The 19,094-nt window shown below is 47.7% G+C and carries 16 protein-coding genes; 9 read left to right on the top strand and 7 right to left on the bottom strand.

Annotation, left to right across the window (positions count from 1 at the left end; genetic code table 11):
- Positions 1 to 36: 36 nt before the first annotated feature.
- Complete coding sequence (locus tag K0335_RS02275) at positions 37 to 1,290, top strand: MFS transporter (RefSeq protein WP_104919730.1); 1,254 nt, start codon at positions 37 to 39, stop codon at positions 1,288 to 1,290.
- Positions 1,291 to 1,330: 40 nt separating this feature from the next.
- On the opposite strand, the gene K0335_RS02270 is transcribed toward K0335_RS02275, so the two are convergent.
- Entirely contained in the window at positions 1,331 to 1,435 is a 105-nt protein-coding gene (locus K0335_RS02270) for a KPN_01571 family protein (RefSeq protein WP_216665724.1), read from the bottom strand.
- A gap of 379 nt (positions 1,436 to 1,814) precedes the next feature.
- Here K0335_RS02270 and asr point away from each other — a divergent pair, with 379 nt between their 5' ends.
- Both asr and K0335_RS02260 read left to right on the top strand, forming a co-directional pair.
- Positions 1,815 to 2,129 carry an acid resistance repetitive basic protein Asr gene (gene asr, locus K0335_RS02265; RefSeq protein ID WP_046081421.1) on the top strand — a complete coding sequence of 105 codons (315 nt, stop codon included), beginning with the start codon at positions 1,815 to 1,817 and terminating at the stop codon, positions 2,127 to 2,129.
- Positions 2,130 to 2,398: 269 nt separating this feature from the next.
- Entirely contained in the window at positions 2,399 to 3,220 is an 822-nt protein-coding gene (locus tag K0335_RS02260) for a serine protease (protein WP_104919729.1), read from the top strand.
- Here the strand turns inward: K0335_RS02260 and K0335_RS02255 are convergent.
- From K0335_RS02255 to pntA, 3 genes are all read right to left on the bottom strand, one after another.
- Positions 3,211 to 5,373: a bifunctional diguanylate cyclase/phosphodiesterase gene (locus K0335_RS02255; RefSeq protein WP_219393710.1), complete on the bottom strand. Its 2,163-nt coding sequence runs from the start codon at positions 5,371 to 5,373 to the stop codon at positions 3,211 to 3,213. The genes K0335_RS02260 and K0335_RS02255 overlap by 10 nt on opposite strands.
- 162 nt (positions 5,374 to 5,535) lie before the next feature.
- Positions 5,536 to 6,924 (bottom strand): Re/Si-specific NAD(P)(+) transhydrogenase subunit beta, encoded by a 1,389-nt coding sequence (gene pntB, locus K0335_RS02250; protein ID WP_000014025.1) that lies wholly within the window; start codon positions 6,922 to 6,924, stop codon positions 5,536 to 5,538.
- A 10-nt stretch (positions 6,925 to 6,934) separates the two neighbouring features.
- Complete coding sequence (gene pntA / locus K0335_RS02245; protein WP_104919727.1) at positions 6,935 to 8,464, bottom strand: Re/Si-specific NAD(P)(+) transhydrogenase subunit alpha; 1,530 nt, start codon at positions 8,462 to 8,464, stop codon at positions 6,935 to 6,937.
- Between the two features lie 519 nt (positions 8,465 to 8,983).
- Here pntA and ydgH point away from each other — a divergent pair.
- From ydgH to folM, 3 genes are all read left to right on the top strand, one after another.
- Positions 8,984 to 9,928: a DUF1471 family protein YdgH gene (gene ydgH / locus K0335_RS02240; protein WP_104919726.1), complete on the top strand. Its 945-nt coding sequence runs from the start codon at positions 8,984 to 8,986 to the stop codon at positions 9,926 to 9,928.
- Between the two features lie 187 nt (positions 9,929 to 10,115).
- Positions 10,116 to 11,498: an amino acid permease gene (locus tag K0335_RS02235; protein WP_000412346.1), complete on the top strand. Its 1,383-nt coding sequence runs from the start codon at positions 10,116 to 10,118 to the stop codon at positions 11,496 to 11,498.
- Positions 11,499 to 11,532: 34 nt separating this feature from the next.
- A complete protein-coding gene (folM, locus tag K0335_RS02230) occupies positions 11,533 to 12,255 on the top strand; it encodes a dihydromonapterin reductase (protein WP_104919725.1) in 723 nt (240 codons plus the stop codon).
- Here folM and K0335_RS02225 read toward each other — a convergent pair.
- Positions 12,252 to 12,587 (bottom strand): GlpM family protein, encoded by a 336-nt coding sequence (locus tag K0335_RS02225; protein ID WP_104919724.1) that lies wholly within the window; start codon positions 12,585 to 12,587, stop codon positions 12,252 to 12,254. The two genes, folM and K0335_RS02225, sit on opposite strands and share 4 nt — an antisense overlap.
- Positions 12,588 to 12,717: 130 nt before the next feature.
- On the opposite strand from K0335_RS02225, the gene rstA reads away from it, so the two are divergent.
- The 3 genes from rstA to tus all read left to right on the top strand — a co-directional run bounded on the left by rstA (position 12,718) and on the right by tus (position 15,817).
- A complete protein-coding gene (rstA, locus tag K0335_RS02220; RefSeq protein ID WP_024256867.1) occupies positions 12,718 to 13,437 on the top strand; it encodes a two-component system response regulator RstA in 720 nt (239 codons plus the stop codon).
- A gap of 12 nt (positions 13,438 to 13,449) precedes the next feature.
- Entirely contained in the window at positions 13,450 to 14,736 is a 1,287-nt protein-coding gene (gene rstB / locus K0335_RS02215; protein WP_104919723.1) for a two-component system sensor histidine kinase RstB, read from the top strand.
- 151 nt (positions 14,737 to 14,887) lie between these two features.
- The gene (tus, locus tag K0335_RS02210; protein ID WP_104919722.1) at positions 14,888 to 15,817 is read left to right on the top strand and encodes a DNA replication terminus site-binding protein; all 930 of its coding nucleotides are present in this window, start codon (positions 14,888 to 14,890) and stop codon (positions 15,815 to 15,817) included.
- On the opposite strand, the gene fumC is transcribed toward tus, so the two are convergent.
- On the bottom strand, positions 15,814 to 17,217 hold the full coding sequence (gene fumC / locus K0335_RS02205) for a class II fumarate hydratase (protein ID WP_104919721.1): 1,404 nt from the start codon (positions 17,215 to 17,217) through the stop codon (positions 15,814 to 15,816). The genes tus and fumC overlap by 4 nt on opposite strands.
- Positions 17,218 to 17,370: 153 nt before the next feature.
- Positions 17,371 to 19,017, bottom strand: coding sequence for a class I fumarate hydratase (gene fumB, locus K0335_RS02200; RefSeq protein WP_219393709.1), 1,647 nt, complete (start codon positions 19,015 to 19,017; stop codon positions 17,371 to 17,373).
- Between the last annotated feature and the right edge of the window lie 77 nt (positions 19,018 to 19,094).

Here is a 19,094-nt window from a genome sequence, read left to right as displayed (position 1 = left end):
ACCGATAATTACGGGGATGTAGAGCAAGGAAATCAAGTGAGTCGTATTACAACTGTCGATGGCGCAACGGCGAGCGATATTGACGGAAAAAAGTTATCCCAGCCGAATGTCTATATTAAACGTGGTACTCCCCAGTTTATGCGCGTCACACTGGCGCTCTTCTCTGCGGGGCTGGCAACTTTTGCACTGCTTTATTGTGTGCAACCCATTCTACCTGTTTTGTCGCAAGAGTTTGGTTTATCTCCTGCCAACAGCAGTATTTCTCTTTCAATTTCAACGGCGATGCTGGCGGTGGGCTTATTGTTTACCGGGCCGCTTTCTGATGCTATCGGGCGTAAACCGGTGATGGTTACCGCCCTGTTACTGGCATCGTGTTGTACCTTGCTTTCTACCATGATGACCAGCTGGCATGGCATTTTGATAATGCGAGCCTTGATTGGTCTGTCATTAAGTGGCGTGGCGGCGGTTGGTATGACGTATTTAAGCGAGGAAATTCACCCGAGCTTTGTGGCTTTTTCGATGGGGCTATACATTAGTGGCAACTCAATTGGCGGAATGAGTGGGCGTTTAATCAGCGGTGTTTTTACCGACTTTTTTAACTGGCGCATTGCTCTCGCGGCGATTGGATGTTTTGCTCTGGCATCAGCACTCATGTTCTGGAAAATTTTGCCGGAATCTCGTCATTTTCGTCCCACATCGCTGCGCCCAAAAACACTAATGATTAATTTTCGTCTGCACTGGCGTGATCGCGGATTACCGCTGTTGTTTATCGAAGGTTTTTTATTAATGGGGTCGTTTGTCACCTTGTTTAATTATATCGGATACCGACTGATGCTTTCGCCATGGCACTTAAGTCAGGCGGTGGTAGGGTTGTTATCGCTGGCGTATCTCACCGGAACATGGAGTTCGCCTAAGGCAGGAGCAATGACGACTCGTTACGGGCGAGGGCCTGTAATGTTATCGGCTGTTGCGCTGATGCTGTTTGGTTTATTACTCACTTTATGGAGTTCGCTGTGGCTGATCTTTGCCGGAATGCTTCTGTTCTCGGCTGGTTTTTTTGCCGCACACTCTGTTGCCAGCAGTTGGATAGGGCCTCGAGCACGGCGGGCAAAAGGTCAGGCTTCCTCACTATATCTGTTTAGCTATTATCTGGGATCGAGTATTGCCGGAACACTCGGCGGTGTCTTCTGGCATAACTACGGCTGGTTGGGAGTCGGTGGCTTTATAGCTTTGATGCTGATACTGGCGATTGCAGTAGGTAGCAGCTTACATCAAAGGTTACATGCGTAAATATAATCCCCGACTTAATTAAAATAGTCGGGGGATTATTTTATAATAAGCCAACAATAAAACTCAGAATAGACGCTTCGCCCGCTAATTCCCTGACGGCATCAAGCGCCAGAAGTACAAATATTACCCAAATGAAAGGATTCATTGCGCTGTCTGCATGTATACTCGCCATACTTCAAGTTGCGTGTGACCCGGCCTTTCCGGCCAATGCCAGTGTTGTTCAAAAATACTACTGGCGTTTGGTCCTGCAACTCAAATTATTTAGAGTAAAGTTAACGTGTTGTATTACTCACAATATATCCTACCGCAGTTAATACGAAATAAAAACAATCGCGTCTAACATTTTCAGGAAAATAACCGTGTTAATATTATAAAATTAATAATTTCCTCAGGTGCAACATCGCTTGTACATTAGGTTACACACCGAAACCATTCACTCACGGAAGGAATAGATTTCCCGCAGTAGAGTTATTTCAACGGCCTCACTTTGAGGTTTCCTGAAAAACAGAATTGAGGGAATGAAGATGAAAAAAGTATTAGCTCTGCTAGTTGTAGCCACTATGGGTCTTTCTTCCGCTGTGTTTGCTGCTCAGACTGCAACCACTGCAACCACAACGGCCCCGGCAAAAACCATGCACAAAAAACATCATCAGGCTGTAACACAAAAAACACCTGAACAGAAAGCACAAGCTGCTAAAAGACATCACAAAAAAGCGAAAGCGACAAGCGAGCAAAAAGCACCAGAGCAAAAAGCTCAGGCGGCTAAAAAACACACCAAAAAACATCATCAGCAAACGGCTAAACCAGCAACACAACCTGCTACTCAGCCTGCAGCGTAATTTTTATTCGCTAATATGGCACGCTTCGTCGTGCCATATTAGCGATTGTTGAGCATTCACCCGTTACCGTGGAGGTGACCAAAGTGGGTCAGTATCGCTTTGAGATCATTCTCATCGGACTTATATTATGTGCAATAGTTGCCGCCCGGTTTTATCTTTTCTAATCTACGCGTAGTTGTCTGATTTTATTACCACTATCTTTGTGTCCCGTATATAGTTAATAGCAAGGGTATAGCTTTCATAATCATAATTCCCCATCAGAGTGAACTATGCGTAAAACCGTTGCTGTATTGCTGGGATCTGTTTGTCTTACTGCGATGAATTATGTTGCCAACGAGGCTGCTGCCACCACAACGAATGCGGATGAGGTTAAAACCCTTTTTTTTGGTCAGGATGATCGCGTTCCGGTTAATGCTCCGGGTAAATCGCCCTGGGACGCCATTGGTCAGCTGGAAACCGCCAGTGGAAATCTGTGTACCGCAACGCTTATTGCGCCAAATCTGGCTCTCACTGCCGGACACTGTTTACTGACGCCTCCCGGTGGCAAACTGGATAAACCTGTCGCCCTACGGTTTATTTCCAGTAAAGGGGTATGGCGCTATGAAATTCATGGTATTGAAGGTCGGGTTGATCCGGGGCTTGGTAAACGACTAAAAGCAGATGGTGATGGCTGGATTGTACCGCCTGCAGCAGCTCCATGGGATTTTGGCTTGATCGTGCTTCGTTATCCGCCTTCCGGTATCACGCCTTTGCCACTTTTTTCTGGTGATAAAGCCGCACTGACCGCAGCTTTAAAAGCTGCAGATCGCAAGGTAACGCAATCAGGTTACCCGGAAGATCATCTTGATTCGCTCTACGCACATCAGGATTGTGCGATCACCGGGTGGGCGCAAACGTCTGTGATGTCTCATCAGTGCGATACGCTTCCTGGTGACAGCGGTTCCCCCTTGATGTTGCATACGGATGATGGCTGGCAGGTTATCGGCGTACAAAGTTCGGCACCAGCGGCAAAAGATCGCTGGCGTGCAGACAATCGCGCTATTTCAGTCACCGGGTTTCGTGAAAAATTACAGGCTCTGGCTCAGCAATGACGCTGCTGGCGTAATTGCATCAGTGATTCTATCGGCATCGGCTGGCTGAAATAAAAGCCCTGTAAACGGTCGCAGCCAGTCAGGCGTAATAGTTTCATCTGTTTCTCTGTCTCCACGCCTTCCGCAGTCACCAACATGCCTAACGCACTGGCAATACGTACCGTTCCGCTAACCAGTGCCGCAGCCTGATCGTCATTATCCACCAGTCCAGCCAGAGATTTATCAATTTTGATGGCATCGAAATTAAATCGCCGCAAATACCCAATACTGGAATATCCAGTGCCAAAATCATCCAGAGCAATAGCTATACCCAGTGCTTTCAGGTTAGCAATTGCTGATTTCGCGCGGTCTGGATTCTCCAGAACGTAGGTTTCAGTGACTTCCAGTTGTAAACGGGAGGCCGGGAAACATGTTTCGTTTAAGACGCCGGCGACTTTGTCTTCAAATTCGGGATCACGAAACTGTGCCGGGGAGATATTTACCGACAGTTTAAGCTCACTCAGAGGATGAAGATCATAACAGGCTCGGCGTAATACGAATTGCCCCAGAGCGTCAATGAGACCACTTGTTTCGGCAACAGGGATAAAATCATCTGGACGAAGTTCTCCTGCAGGACGTCGCTTCCAGCGAACCAGCCCTTCAACCCCCACCATTAACTGTGTGCGGGCATCGACGATTGGCTGATACCAGACGTCAAATTCATTTCTTTCCAGCCCCAGTCGAATATCGTTCTCGATTGTCAGTTGCCGTTCCCGAGCGCTATTGAGTTCAGCATCGTAATGCGTAATGCGCCCTTTGCCCGTTGCTTTCGCGTGATACATAGCGATATCCGCCCGACGAAATAACTCCGAACTGGTGCATTCAACCAGTGAACCACTGGCAATACCAATACTGGCACTAATGTGAATAGAACGCTCACCCAGCTGTACAGGATTATTAAGATATTTTATTACCTTATCTGCAAATTCCGTCGCTATTTGCTCTGATTTTTTACCGCCGATCATCAGCGCAAACTCATCACCGCCCATCCGCGCCAGCATTCCGTCTTTCGGTGTTAATACCTGTAACGTCTGGGCAAGGGAGATGATCAACTGATCGCCAACATAATGTCCGTAGATATCATTGATGTCTTTAAAGCCATCGAGATCAATAAACACAACACTTTTGAGATCACATTCTCCACGTTTACGTAAATCTTCCAGTGTTTCAATTAAAGCACGACGATTTGGTAAACGGCTCAACCAGTCAATGCGGGCAATCCGCCTCGCCTTCTGTTCGCCGTGGGCTAATTTGTAAAGCCCCACGCTGCTGAGCAATATAAATAACAGAATGAGCGCCGATGCCAGTGCCACTATTTGTGTAATCTGACTTGATGCCGCATCGGCTGCCTGAGCCCCAGGAAGTCGTGGTTGCCAACTGAGATAACCTAATAATTCTCCGGCTGAACTGGTGAGCGGAATATGAGGTGTACCAGGTTCATTTTCGCTGTATGAAAGATGGGCAATTTGAAAGGTATTACCCAACGCGTGCAGAATATTGTTATTTAAATGCCGGGTGATCAGTAAATAGCGGCGAGAAGGTTGTGTAAAAGAGAAAGCTTCAGCCATAGGGCGAATCAAACCGATGCCCACAAAGGCAATTCCAGCCTGAGTGCGGGTGATCCCCGAATAGATATTTTTGCCGTTTTTTAACGCATCTGCATGTTTATCAATTAACGCTTCGATCCCTTTACCAAAAAAATGGCGTTCATTTCCCCTTAACGTTTCACCGCGAAATGCCCCCCAGAGCACCTCGAAATTTTCATTAAGGACAAATGTACCGTCATAAAGGTTATTAACTTTAAAACCTGATCCCCAGGTGTTGTATAACCAGTCAGTATTAAGTTCGGATCGATACGTTTCTTTCACTGCTTCGTCCCAGACGGCATTATCCAGTACTAACGATGACACTCGAAATACCGAAGTCTGTATTGCCCCTTCGACGGATAATGCAGCACGCCGATTATCAATCTCATTAGCTTTAGAGCTGATTAGATGTAACGACAGATAAAGTAATGCCACAACCGAGATGATTAACCCGATCCCGGCGATAAAAATCATCACAAACAACGTTTTTGCAGTTGGTATATTACGCCAGTGCAGCCAGTTAGCCATTCTCACGTCTCATGCGTTATCTGACGAGGACTAGTACTTATAGCGTAATACAGGCTAAGAATTTAGCTGCATTTCATGAGAGCAAAAATTAAATCTGCGTATTTACATCACATGAGCTTAAAAAAACGGCCCCCGAAGAGGCCGTTGTGCACTGAGGTTTACTTAAAGTGCTTTCAATATTGCATCCACGCTGGCTTTAGCATCACCAAACAGCATATGAGTATTTTCTTTAAAGAACAGCGGGTTTTGCACCCCGGCATAACCGGTATTCATCGAACGTTTAAAGACAATTACGTTTTGCGCTTTCCACACTTCGAGAACTGGCATCCCGGCAATTGGACTCTTAGGATCGTCCTGTGCCGCTGGGTTAACCGTGTCGTTAGCACCAATGACCAGTACGGTATCCGTGTCGGCAAAATCATCATTGATTTCGTCCATTTCCAGCACGATGTCGTACGGCACTTTCGCTTCTGCCAGTAACACATTCATATGGCCAGGCAAACGCCCTGCTACCGGGTGAATCCCAAAACGCACGTTGATGCCACGAGCACGCAGTTTCTCCGTGATTTCCGCTACCGGATATTGAGCCTGTGCCACTGCCATGCCGTAACCTGGAGTGATAATCACTGAATGTGAGTTCTTCAGCAGTTCAGCAGTTTCTTCCGCAGTGATTTCACGATGTTCACCAACTTCCTGATCATCACCTGTGGAGGTTCCGTCTGTACCAAAGCCACCGGCGATAACGCTGATGAATGAGCGATTCATCGCCTTACACATAATGTAAGAGAGGATGGCACCAGAAGACCCCACCAGCGCACCAGTAACAATTAACAGGTCGTTACTCAGCATAAAGCCTGCAGCTGCCGCAGCCCAACCAGAGTATGAGTTGAGCATTGATACTACGACAGGCATATCCGCCCCGCCGATAGATGCAACTAAATGCCAGCCAAATACCAGTGCGATCACGGTCATCACCAGCAGTGCCAACACTTGCAGACCAACACTTTCGGTACGAACGAAAACAAGCAGTAACAGGAAGGAAACCACCAGTGCCGCAAGGTTCATTTTATGACGATTTGGTAGCATCAGCGGTTTTGAGGAGATTTTTCCGCACAATTTACCGAACGCCACAACCGAACCGGTGAACGTTACCGCACCGATAAAGATACCGAGGAATACCTCCGTCAGGTGAATATTGACCAGTACTGGCTCCATGCCAGCATCATGATGCAGGTAACTGTTAAAACCAACCAGCACCGCCGCCAGACCTACGAAGCTGTGCAGAATCGCCACCAGTTCTGGCATCTCGGTCATTTCAACCTTTTTCGCCAGGCGGATACCAATTGCACCACCGATGATCATCGCCACCAGAATCCATGCAACATTGCCTGTATCCGGCCCAAAGATGGTAGCGATTAACGCTATCGCCATCCCGGCTATACCAAAGTTATTTCCCCGTTGCGAAGTTTCGTGTTTTGAAAGCCCCGCCAGACTAAAAATAAACAGGATTGCGGCAACAATGTATGCAGCTGTAACTAATCCTCCAGACATATGTTACCCCTTAATTTTTGCGGAACATTTTCAGCATACGCTGAGTTACAGTGAAACCACCGAAAATATTAATGCTGGCGATAAGCACCGCAATAAAGCTCAGGAAGCTAACCCAGCCACCCTGGCCTATTTGCAACAATGCTCCGACAACAATAATCCCCGAAATTGCGTTAGTGACAGACATCAGCGGTGTATGTAACGCGTGAGAAACGTTCCAGACCACGTAATAACCAACGACACATGCAAGGGCAAAAACGGTGAAGTGACCAAGGAACTCTTTAGGCGCGACATTTGCCATCCAGCCAAAGAGAATAATGGCCAAAGCCATCAAGGCATATTTCCGCCATGGCGAAGCCGGTTTTTCCGGTTCCGTTGGTTGGGGCGCGGCTTTCGGTGCTGTCTGTGGCTGAGCGGAAACCTGAATCGGTGGTGCCGGCCAGGTAATTTCTCCATCGCGGATCACCGTCACACCACGAATCACGACATCATCGAAATCAACAGTAATGTTGCCGTCTTTCTCTTTGCAAAGCAGTTTCAGCAGGTTGACCAGGTTAGTACCGTAAAGCTGTGAAGATTGGGTCGGCAAGCGACCTGGCAGATCGGTGTAGCCAATCACTTTTACGCCGTTTTCGGTAGTATAAATTTCGCCTGGTACGGTGTATTCGCAGTTACCCCCGTTCTGGGCCGCCAGATCGACAATCACACTACCCGATTTCATGGAGTCAACCATTTCCCGGGTGATAAGTTTTGGTGCAGGTTTGCCAGGAATAAGTGCGGTAGTAACGATGATATCGACATCTTTTGCCTGAGCAGCAAAGAGTTCCATTTCGGCTTTGATAAACGCCTCAGACATTACTTTGGCATAACCATCGCCACTGCCTGCTTCCTCTTTGAAATCAAGCTCGAGGAACTCGGCGCCCATACTCTGTACTTGTTCTTTTACTTCCGGGCGGGTGTCAAAGGCGCGAACAATCGCCCCCAAACTGTTAGCCGCGCCGATAGCCGCAAGGCCCGCAACCCCAGCACCAATGACCATAACTTTGGCCGGAGGCACTTTCCCAGCAGCCGTAATTTGCCCGGTAAAGAAGCGGCCAAATTCATGTGCGGCTTCGACAATCGCGCGGTAACCCGCGATATTCGCCATTGAGCTTAATGCATCCAGCGACTGCGCACGTGAGATACGTGGCACAGAGTCCATTGCCATGACGGTCACGTCGCGCTCCGCCAGTTTTTGCATCAGTTCAGGATTTTGTGCAGGCCAGATGAAGCTAACCAGTGTTGTTCCCGCTTTGAGTAGCGGAATTTCTTCATCTTCAGGTGCGTTTACTTTGAGAATAATCTCTGACTGCCAAATGGCGTTGCCATCGACTATTTCCGCCCCTGCTTGTTCAAATGCCTTATCGTCAAAACTTGCCAGTTGACCCGCGCCGCTCTCTACTGCAACGGTGAAACCTAGTTTCAGTAGCTGCTCAACCGTTTTTGGTGTTGCAGCGACTCTGGTTTCATTGGTTAACCGCTCTTTTGGTATGCCAATTCGCATAATATTCCCTTCCATCGGTTTTGGATGATGGTTTGTCAGTGATCGTAAAAGGCCAAAGCGCTCTTACGTTAGAGGTATGTATTACCCCGGAAAAAAACTGTAACAAACTTGCTATAAGCTACTGAAAATAGCGTCAGTGATCTAGCGGCAAAACAGGGTATTTATACGTGCATTGGCGAAATCTGAACGATTCAGCATCTGAAGCGGGATATTGACCTTAGATATCATGGCAACAACTGATAATTCTCTTATAGCCAATAGCAAAACATGATTAATCTCCACCGCATTCGCCTAGTTAACATTAAATTAACTTATAAAAATTATGTAGATCATAAGTTTCTGCCACGCAATGTCTGTTTTTTAAACTTCTGGCTAAAGGATAGTGCGTATCTGATTGACTGTTACATGGGGAATGAAAATTACCGCAGACATTGACCTAATTTAAATGCCATAATCAGCGACGTTTCTAGTCAATAACAATACCAGTACCTGGTTTGCGCAAGGCGAAGGATTATTTTTATGAAGCTTAAGAACACACTCCTGGCGTCCGCACTGCTTTCTGCGACTGCTTTTTCTGTAAATGCAGCGACAGAACTGACGCCGGAGCAAGCGGCAGCATTAAAACCTTATGATCGTGTAGTAATTTCCGGTCGTTTTAACGCGATTGGCGATGCGGTAAAAGCCGTTTCCCGCCGTGCAGACAAAGAAGGCGCAGCCTCTTTTTATGTTGTTGATACCTCTGATTTTGGCAACAGCGGCAACTGGCGCGTTGTTGCAGACCTCTATAAAGCCGATGCGCAGAAAGCTGAAGCTGAGAAAAACCGCGTCATTAATGGTGTCGTTGAATTGCCAAAAGATCAGGCTGTCCAGCTGGAACCGTTTGATACAGTCACCGTACAGGGTTTCTACCGCAGCCAACCAGAAGTTAATGCAGCGGTAACGAAGGCGGCAAAAGCGAAAGGGGCATACGCCTTTTTTATCGTTCGTCAGATTGACGCCAACCAGGGCGGCAACCAGCGTATTACCGCATTTATCTATAAAAAAGATGCGAAAAAACGTGTAGTACAAAGTGCGGATGTCATCCCTGCTGATTCAGAGGCCGGACGTGCAGCTCTCGCAGCGGGTGGTGAAGCAGCGAAAAAAGTTGAAATTCCAGGGGTAGCCAGCAGTGCATCTCCAAGTTCAGATGTTGGCCTGTTCTTCGAGACTCAATCATCTAAAGGTGGTCGTTACACTGTCACGCTGCCGGATGGCACTAAAGTCGAGGAAGTGAACAAAGCGACAGCAGCAATGATGGTGCCGTTTGACAGCATTAAATTCACGGGTAATTATGGCAACATGACTGAAATTTCTTATCAGGTTGCCAAGCGTGCAGCGAAAAAAGGTGCCAAGTATTACCACATTACTCGCCAGTGGCAGGAACGTGGTAACAACATGACCATCAGTGCTGACCTGTATAAATAATCACGACAGGTATTAAATTGAAGGCGGCTTTGTGCCGCCTTTCGCATTTTTAGTGATAAATATTGCTTAAGCCATTGCATGCCCCCTGCTCTCCCCGTAAAATCGCGCGCCTTAGCGGCATTCACCATTTTTATGCGTTTTGCCCTAATAATTATTCTGACTCTCTCGTTTTGATGACTGGACACCGATGGAAAAAAAACTGGGACTGAGCGCACTCACCGCGCTGGTATTAAGCTCAATGCTTGGCGCTGGCGTATTCAGCCTGCCGCAAAATATGGCGGCAGTTGCCAGTCCGGCGGCCTTACTCATCGGCTGGGCCATTACCGGGGCCGGAATTCTGTTACTGGCCTTTGCCATGTTGGTATTAACGAGAATTCGCCCTGACCTTGACGGTGGCATCTTCACTTATGCCCGTGAAGGATTTGGAGAATTGATCGGTTTCTGTTCTGCATGGGGCTACTGGCTTTGTGCGGTAGTTGCCAACGTCTCGTATCTGGTTATCGTTTTCTCGGCACTCAGCTTCTTTACTGATACCCCAGAACTGCGTCTGTTCGGTGATGGCAACACCTGGCAATCTATTGTGGGTGCTTCGCTATTGTTGTGGGTTGTTCATTTTCTGGTGTTACGTGGTGTACAAACCGCTGCCACTATCAACCTGGTCGCGACACTGGCAAAACTTCTGCCGCTCGGTTTATTTATCGTGCTGGCATTTTTAATGTTTCGCATGGATATTTTTAGCCTTGATTTTACTGGCGTTGAATTAGGCGTTCCGGTCTGGGAACAGGTTAAAAACACCATGCTGATCACGCTGTGGGTGTTTATCGGGGTTGAGGGCGCGGTTGTTGTCTCCTCTCGTGCAAGAAATAAACGCGATGTTGGTCGTGCCACGTTGCTGGCTGTTCTTGCTGCGCTTGGTGTCTATTTACTGGTGACGTTACTTTCGCTTGGTGTTGTAGCTCGCCCGGAGCTGGCTGAGTTGCGTAACCCATCAATGGCGGGTCTGCTGGTCAAAATGATGGGCCCATGGGGTGAAGTTATTATCGCCGCCGGGTTAATCGTCTCCGTTTGTGGTGCTTATTTAAGCTGGACGATTATGGCAGCCGAAGTACCGTTTCTTGCTGCAACTCACAAAGCGTTTCCACGTATTTTCGCTCGTCAGAACGCCAATGGAGCACCTTCAGCCTCTTTATGGTTGACGAACATTTGCGTGCAAGTATCGCTGGTATTGATCTGGCTTACCGGTTCTGATTACAACACGTTGTTGACCATTGCTTCAGAGATGATTCTGGTGCCCTATTTCCTGGTCGGTGCCTATTTACTTAAAATTGCCACTCGCCCAATACATCAGGCTGTAGGTGTCGGCGCATGCATTTATGGCTTATGGTTACTCTATGCTTCCGGGCCAATGCATTTGCTGTTATCTGTTGTGTTGTATGCTCCAGGTCTGCTGGTGTTTCTGTACGCACGTAAAACACATACCCATGATAATGTATTGAACCGCCAGGAAATGGTGCTGATTAGTTTACTGTTAGTCGCGGCTATTCCTGCGACGTGGATACTGGTGGGATAACATGAATCCCATCGTTTGACGCTAAGGAGCTACGATGGGTCATTCCCGCGCATTCCCTGTTCTTATTACTGGTGGAGGCCGTCGCATCGGCCTCGCTCTCGCATGGCATTTTATCAATCAAAAACAACCTGTTATTGTCAGTTACCGAACACACTACCCGGCAATTGATGGTTTGAAGAAGGCCGGTGCGCTTTGTATTCAGGCTGATTTCTCCACAGATGAAGGTATATTAGCATTTGCTGAACAGGTAAAAGCTGCAACATCGGGTTTACGGGCGATTTTGCATAACGCCAGTGCCTGGATGGCAGAGAAGCCGGGGATTCCACTCCCGGACGTTTTATCATGCATGATGCAGATCCATGTTAGCACGCCGTACTTACTCAACCATGCACTGGAACCGTTACTGCGCGGCCATGGACACGCAGCGAGCGATATTATCCACTTCACTGATTACGTCGTCGAACGCGGTAGCGATAAGCATATCGCCTATGCTGCAAGTAAAGCCGCGCTGGATAATATGACCAGGTCGTTTGCCCGCAAACTGGCGCCTGAAGTTAAAGTCAATGCTATTGCACCATCGCTGATTTTATTTAACGAACATGACGATGCGGAGTATCGCCAGCAGGCACTGAATAAATCACTGATGAAAACCGCACCTGGTGAAAAGGAAGTAATTGAATTAGTTGATTATTTGCTCACAAGCTGTTTTGTTACCGGGCGTAGTTTTCCCCTGGATGGTGGCCGTCACCTGCGCTAATGCAGTTTTATCCAGCAGAAAATTAACAACCATGCGCTTAGCCCCCAGCATATAACCGCCCCTCCGAGAGCTGTGGGCAGGCGCATAAATCCGGTGAAATACCATAAAGAGGCCAGATAAACAAAATAGGGAATGATCGACCACATACTGAAGATGATGGTTGTTCGTAATGCTTCAATCCCTCGTTCGCTTGCCACAATATAGTGAGCAATCAACGCAAAGGTCGGAAATAAGGGAATTAAACCTGCAATATAGTAATTTTTTGTTTTTGCCAGTAAGCCTATCAACACCACGACCAGCGCACCAAGTGCAGCTTTGAATACTAAACCCATCCTCATTCACCTTAACACTTCCATAACATATTCTCAGTAGAATACCTTATGCTCTTTTGTTTAGGAACGATTGATATGCAGGTAAAACGTGCCAGTGTATGGTGAGGTTTTTATTTCCACTGTGAATATTATGAACACACTCGTTTTTGTCGAAGATGATGCTGAAGTAGGCTCTCTGATTGCTGCTTATCTGGCAAAACATGATCTTAATGTTATCGTCGAACCGCGTGGTGATAAGGCGGAAGAAGTCATTGCCAGCATTCAACCAAACCTGGTATTGCTGGATATTATGCTTCCTGGCAAAGACGGGATGAGTATTTGTCGTGATTTGCGTGGTAAATATGCCGGCCCTATTGTGCTTCTGACATCACTTGATAGCGACATGAATCATATTCTGGCGCTGGAATTGGGGGCTTGTGACTATATTCTGAAAACGACACCCCCGGCTGTGTTGCTGGCGCGGTTACGTTTGCACTTGCGACAAAATGAACTAACGCAACAGAGCAAAGGTATTCAGGACTCTGTGCTGAAAATGCATAGCACGTTGTGCTTTGGTTCTTTGAGTATCGATCCTATTAATCGCAGTGTACTTCTTGCCGGAGAAGAGGTCGTACTTTCTACTGCCGATTTCGAACTGCTTTGGGAACTGGCTACCCATGCCGGGCAAATAATGGACCGCGATGCCCTGCTGATGAATCTGCGCGGTGTCAATTATGACGGCTTAGATCGAAGCGTGGATGTCGCTGTCTCTCGTTTACGTAAGAAATTACTCGATAACGCCGCCGAACCTTACCGGATCAAAACTATTCGTAATAAAGGTTATTTGTTCGCGCCACACGCCTGGGAATAAACGGGTAAAGATATGAAAAAACTTTTTGTTCAGTTTTATCTGCTGCTCTTCACCTGTTTTCTGGTAATGACCTTGTTAGTAGGGCTGGTCTATAAATTCACCGCTGAACGCGCCGGTAAGCAGTCCCTGGATGATTTAATGAAAAGCTCCCTGTATCTGATGCGTAGCGAGCTCCGGGAAATTCCCCCTCGTGACTGGGGAAAAACCTTAAAAGAGATGGACCTGAATCTCTCTTTCGACCTTCGTGTAGAACCATTGCAGCATTACCAGCTTGAGCCCCGTGCAATGCAGCGTTTACGCAGTGGTGAAATTGTGGCGCTTGAGGACCAATATACATTTATACAGCGTATTCCTCGCAGCCACTACGTTCTGGCTGTCGGCCCAGTGCCCTATCTTTATTTCCTGCACCAGATGCGCTTACTTGATGTGGCGCTTATTGCTTTTATCGCCTTCTCTCTCGCCTTTCCGGTGTTTATCTGGATGCGCCCACACTGGCTGGATATGTTGAAGCTGGAAGCTGCAGCGCAACGATTTGGCGAAGGCCATCTGACCGAACGATTGCATTTTGACAGTAACTCCAGTTTTGCCCGTCTTGGCGTGGCCTTTAACCAAATGGCTGACAACATTAACGTTCTGATTGCAAGCAAAAAGCAGCTAATCGATGGTATTGCCCACGAGCTGCGTACCCCTCTGGTGCGCTTACGCTACAGGCTGGAAATGAGCGATAACCTGAGTGAAGCAGAATCGCTGGCGCTAAATCGCGATATTGGTCAACTGGAGTCATTGATTGAAGAGCTGCTCACTTATGCCCGGCTGGACAGACCGCAAAATGAGCTAAGCCTCAGTGAAGTGGATCTCCCCCACTGGTTAACGACGCATTTGGATGATGTGCAAACCTTGAATCCAGACCATAACATTCGGGTGAAAACGCTGAATACGGCAAATTACGGCGTTCTGGATATGCGGTTAATGGCAAGAGTACTGGATAATTTAGTTAATAATGCCCTGCGTTACTGCTGTTCGACAGTGGAAATTAGTCTGATACATCAGGGTAACTTCGCAACACTCATTGTTGAAGATGATGGGCCGGGTATCGCCCCGGACGCCCGTGAACATATCTTCGACCCCTTTGTTCGCCTTGATCCCAGCCGTGACCGGAGCACGGGGGGATGTGGTCTGGGATTGGCGATTGTACGCTCCATTGCCCAGGCAATGGGCGGAACGGTCATCTGTGAAGAAAGCGAATCAGGTGGTGCAAAATTTCGATTTAGCTGGCAAGTGTTATCTCTATCAGCCTGAAATAATTCGAATTGCCGGGCAAATTACCTATAGCATGTTGAACACTGCCTGGAAATAAATGCATAAATCCCTGCCAGACTATGACCGCACGGTGGTGATGTCCGGCATGTTGTGATATACATAAAGTATGTTGTAACTAAATGGTGGTTTTATGGCCCGTTACGATCTTGTTGACCGACTCAATACTACTTTTCGTCAAATGGAGCAGGAACTGGCGACCTTTGTTGCAGAGCTTGAACAGCACAGGTTGCTGATCGCCCGCGTATTTTCATTACCCGAAGTCAAAAAAGAGGATGAACATAACCCACTGGAACAGATCGAGGTAAAACAACATTTGGGAAAAGAGGCTGAATCTTTGGCGTTGCGCCATTTTCGCCATTTGTTTATCCAACAACAGTCTGAAAACCGTAGTAGCAAAGCAGCAGTAAGATTACCCGGAGTCATCTGTTATCAGGTTGATGACAATACTCGTCCCCTACTTGAAGAACACGTTAAACGCATCAATGAATTAAAAATGGCTTTTGAGCACATTGTCACAGTGGAGTCTGGTTTACCAACAGCAGCACGTTTTGAGTGGGTACACCGCCACTTGCCAGGCCTCATAACGCTTAACGCTTATCGAACGTTGACGGTTATTAACGATCCGGCGACCTTACGTTTTGGTTGGGCGAACAAGCATATTATTAAGAACTTACGACGCGACGACGTACTGGCGCAACTTGAGAAAAGCCTCAAATCACCGCGTAGCGTTTACCCCTGGACACGGGAAGAGTGGCAGGCAAAGCTGGAACGCGAGTATCAGGATATCGCCTCTCTGCCCCAGGAGGCGAAATTAAAAATTAAACGGCCTGTAAAGGTACAGCCTATTGCCCGCGTCTGGTATAAGGGCGATCAAAAGCAAGTACAACATGCCTGCCCTACGCCGCTTATTGCCTTAATTAATACCCATAATGGTGCCGGGGTGCCGGATATTGGCGAATTACTCAATTACGACGCCGCGAATGTTCAGCATCGCTATAAACCACAGGCGCAGCCGCTTCGTTTAATCATTCCACGACTGCATCTGTATGTAGCTGATTAGTGGTTTTGTTGCATACTTCCAACCATCTGTTCAGGGCGTACCCAACTGTCGAATTCAGCTTCGCTCAGATATCCCAACGCCAGGGCTGCTGCTTTTAATGTCAGCCCTTCTTTGTGGGCTTTTTTGGCAATTTCTGCTGCTTTGTCATAACCAATATGGGTATTCAGAGCGGTAACCAGCATCAGCGATTCATTAAGCAGTTGGTTGATTCGCGCACGATTTGGTTCGATACCCACTGCGCAATGTTGGTTAAAACTTTCCATACCGTCAGCCAGCAAACGTACCGATTGCAGGAAATTGTGGATCACCATTGGGCGGAAGACGTTCAATTCGAAATTACCTGACGCACCGCCCATATTGATAGCGACATCGTTACCCATTACCTGACAACAGAGCATGGTCAATGCTTCGCACTGCGTCGGGTTGACTTTACCTGGCATAATTGAACTGCCAGGTTCGTTTTCAGGAATGGAGATTTCACCGATGCCGCAGCGGGGGCCAGAAGCCAGCCAGCGAACATCGTTGGCAATCTTCATCAGCGAAGCTGCCAGCCCTTTTAACGCGCCGTGTGCCTGCACCAGAGCATCGCAGGTTGCCAGCGCTTCAAATTTGTTCGGCGCGGTAACAAAGGGAGCTGAAGTTAATGACGTCAGTTCCTCCGCCACACGATGAGCATATTCCGGATGTGTGTTCAGCCCCGTGCCCACCGCCGTGCCGCCCAGTGCCAACTCCGCTAAGTGAGGCAGGCTGTATTCGATATGCTTAAGGTTATGTTCCAGCATCGCCACCCAGCCGGAAATCTCCTGCCCCAGGGTCAACGGTGTGGCATCTTGCAAATGTGTACGACCAATTTTGACGATATCAGCAAACACACGTGATTTTTCATTTAAGGTATGTGTAAGCGTTTTAAGCTGCGGAATCAGTTGATTTTGCAGCGACAACAAAGCGGCAACGTGCATGGCAGTGGGAAATACATCATTGGAACTTTGGCTTTTATTTACATCATCGTTAGGATGAACTTTACGTTCCATGCCACGCACACCGCCAAGCAGTTCGCTGGCCCGGTTAGCCAGCACTTCATTCATGTTCATATTGCTTTGTGTACCAGAACCGGTTTGCCAGATAGCCAACGGAAATTCATCACTATGCTTTCCGGCCAGTACTTCATCTGCCGCTTCACAGATGGCGCTTGCTTTTTCTTCTGAGAGCAAACCTAAATCCTGGTTTACTTTAGCCGCTGCACGCTTGGTGAGCGCCAGTGCATGAATCAGTGAAACGGGCATTTTTTCCGTAGATATCCGAAAATGTTCCAGCGAACGTTGGGTTTGTGCGCCCCACAATTTATCTGCCGGAACGTCAATCGCACCCATTGAATCTTTTTCGCTGCGTACTGTTTTCATGGCCTGCTCCTCACCTGATTGTTTATTGCATCTGTTCAGTCATCATTCCCATTACATGTGCTGCGACTCAAATTACTTAGAGCACATACCCAACAAAGTATTTGCCATTTAATAACAATAAAAAGCCGCCCCGAAGGACGGCTTACCTGGCGATTACTTGACGCAGCGCGAACACTGCGACATTTGTATCTGTTGGAAGAAGTCATTTCCTTTGTTATCCACAAGGATAAATGCCGGGAAATCTTCGACTTCAATTTTCCAGATAGCTTCCATGCCAAGCTCCGGGTACTCAACACACTCAAGGCTCTTAATGCTGCCCTGGGCCAAGACCGCTGCCGGGCCGCCAATACTGCCGAGGTAGAAGCCACCGTGTTTTTTACAGGCATCTGTTACCTGCTGGCTACGGTTACCTTTGGCCAGCATGATCATGCTGCCACCGTGGGACTGTAACTGATCGACATAAGAGTCCATACGTCCGGCGGTAGTTGGGCCAAGAGATCCTGATGCGTATCCTTCCGGTGTTTTCGCCGGACCTGCATAATAAATCGGGTGATCTTTAATGTACTGTGGCAGACCTTCCCCGTTATCCATACGCTCTTTCAGTTTAGCGTGTGCAATATCACGACCGACAATAATGGTGCCGTTCAGCGATAAGCGCGTTGATACCGGATACTGCGACAACTGAGCGAGGATTTCACTCATCGGACGATTTAAATCAACACGTACGGCCTCACCTTCTCCCGCTTTACGCAGCTCTTCAGGAATGTATTTCCCTGGGTTATGTTCCAGCTTCTCAATCCAGATACCCTGGCGATTGATCTTCGCTTTAATATTACGGTCAGCAGAACATGAGACGCCCATACCAACCGGGCAAGATGCTCCATGGCGTGGCAAACGGATAACACGGATATCATGGGCGAAATATTTACCGCCGAACTGCGCTCCCAGCCCCAGATTCTGTGCTTCGATCAGCAACTCTTTTTCCAGCTCAACATCACGGAATGCCTGACCATGCTCATTCCCTTCCGTTGGTAGCTCGTCATAGTATTTCGCCGACGCCAGTTTCACTGTTTTAAGGTTGGTTTCAGCAGAAGTGCCACCGATAACAAACGCAATATGATAAGGCGGGCAAGCTGCTGTACCCAGTGTGCGCATTTTCTCAACCAGGTAATTTTTCAGTTTCCCCGGTGTCAGTAATGCTTTGGTTTCCTGATAGAGATACGTCTTGTTTGCCGAACCACCACCTTTCGCGATGCAAAGGAATTTATACTCATCACCATCAACCGCGTAGAGATCGATCTGGGCTGGCAGGTTAGTACCGGTGTTCACTTCTTTGTACATATCAAGCGCGGCGTTTTGTGAATAGCGCAGGTTATCTTCAATGTAGGTATCGTACACACCGCGTGCCAGCGCAGCTTCATCGCCTCCACCAGTCCATACACGCTGACCTTTTTTGCCAACGATAATGGCTGTACCGGTATCCTGGCAGGTTGGCAATACGCCTTTTGCCGCGATATCCGAGTTGCGCAGGAATTGCAGTGCGACATATTTATCGTTTTCACTGGCTTCAGGGTCACGCAAAATATCAGCTACCTGCTGTTGATGGGCAGGACGCAGCATAAATGAGGTATCATGAAACGCCTGTCTCGCCAACAGAGTCAGTGCTTCGGGCGCAACTTTTAAGATCTCCTGTCCTTCAAATTCAGAGACAGTGACATGTTCGCTGGACAGCAGATAGTACTCGGTATCATCTTTCTTGAGTGGAAAAGGAGCCTGATAATGGAAGGGTTTATTTGACATTGTTCTCTCACTTACTGCTCGTTCAGTTTTTTCTCTCAGTATCTTGCGACACTCGTTAAAAACCAGGTAACAGCATC

It is taken from the genome of Escherichia sp. GZ89 (assembly GCF_019366485.1).
GTDB lineage: Bacteria > Pseudomonadota > Gammaproteobacteria > Enterobacterales > Enterobacteriaceae > Escherichia > Escherichia fergusonii.
The sequence above is the reverse complement of the archived record's forward strand: the minus strand, read 5'-3'. Positions and strand labels throughout refer to the sequence as shown.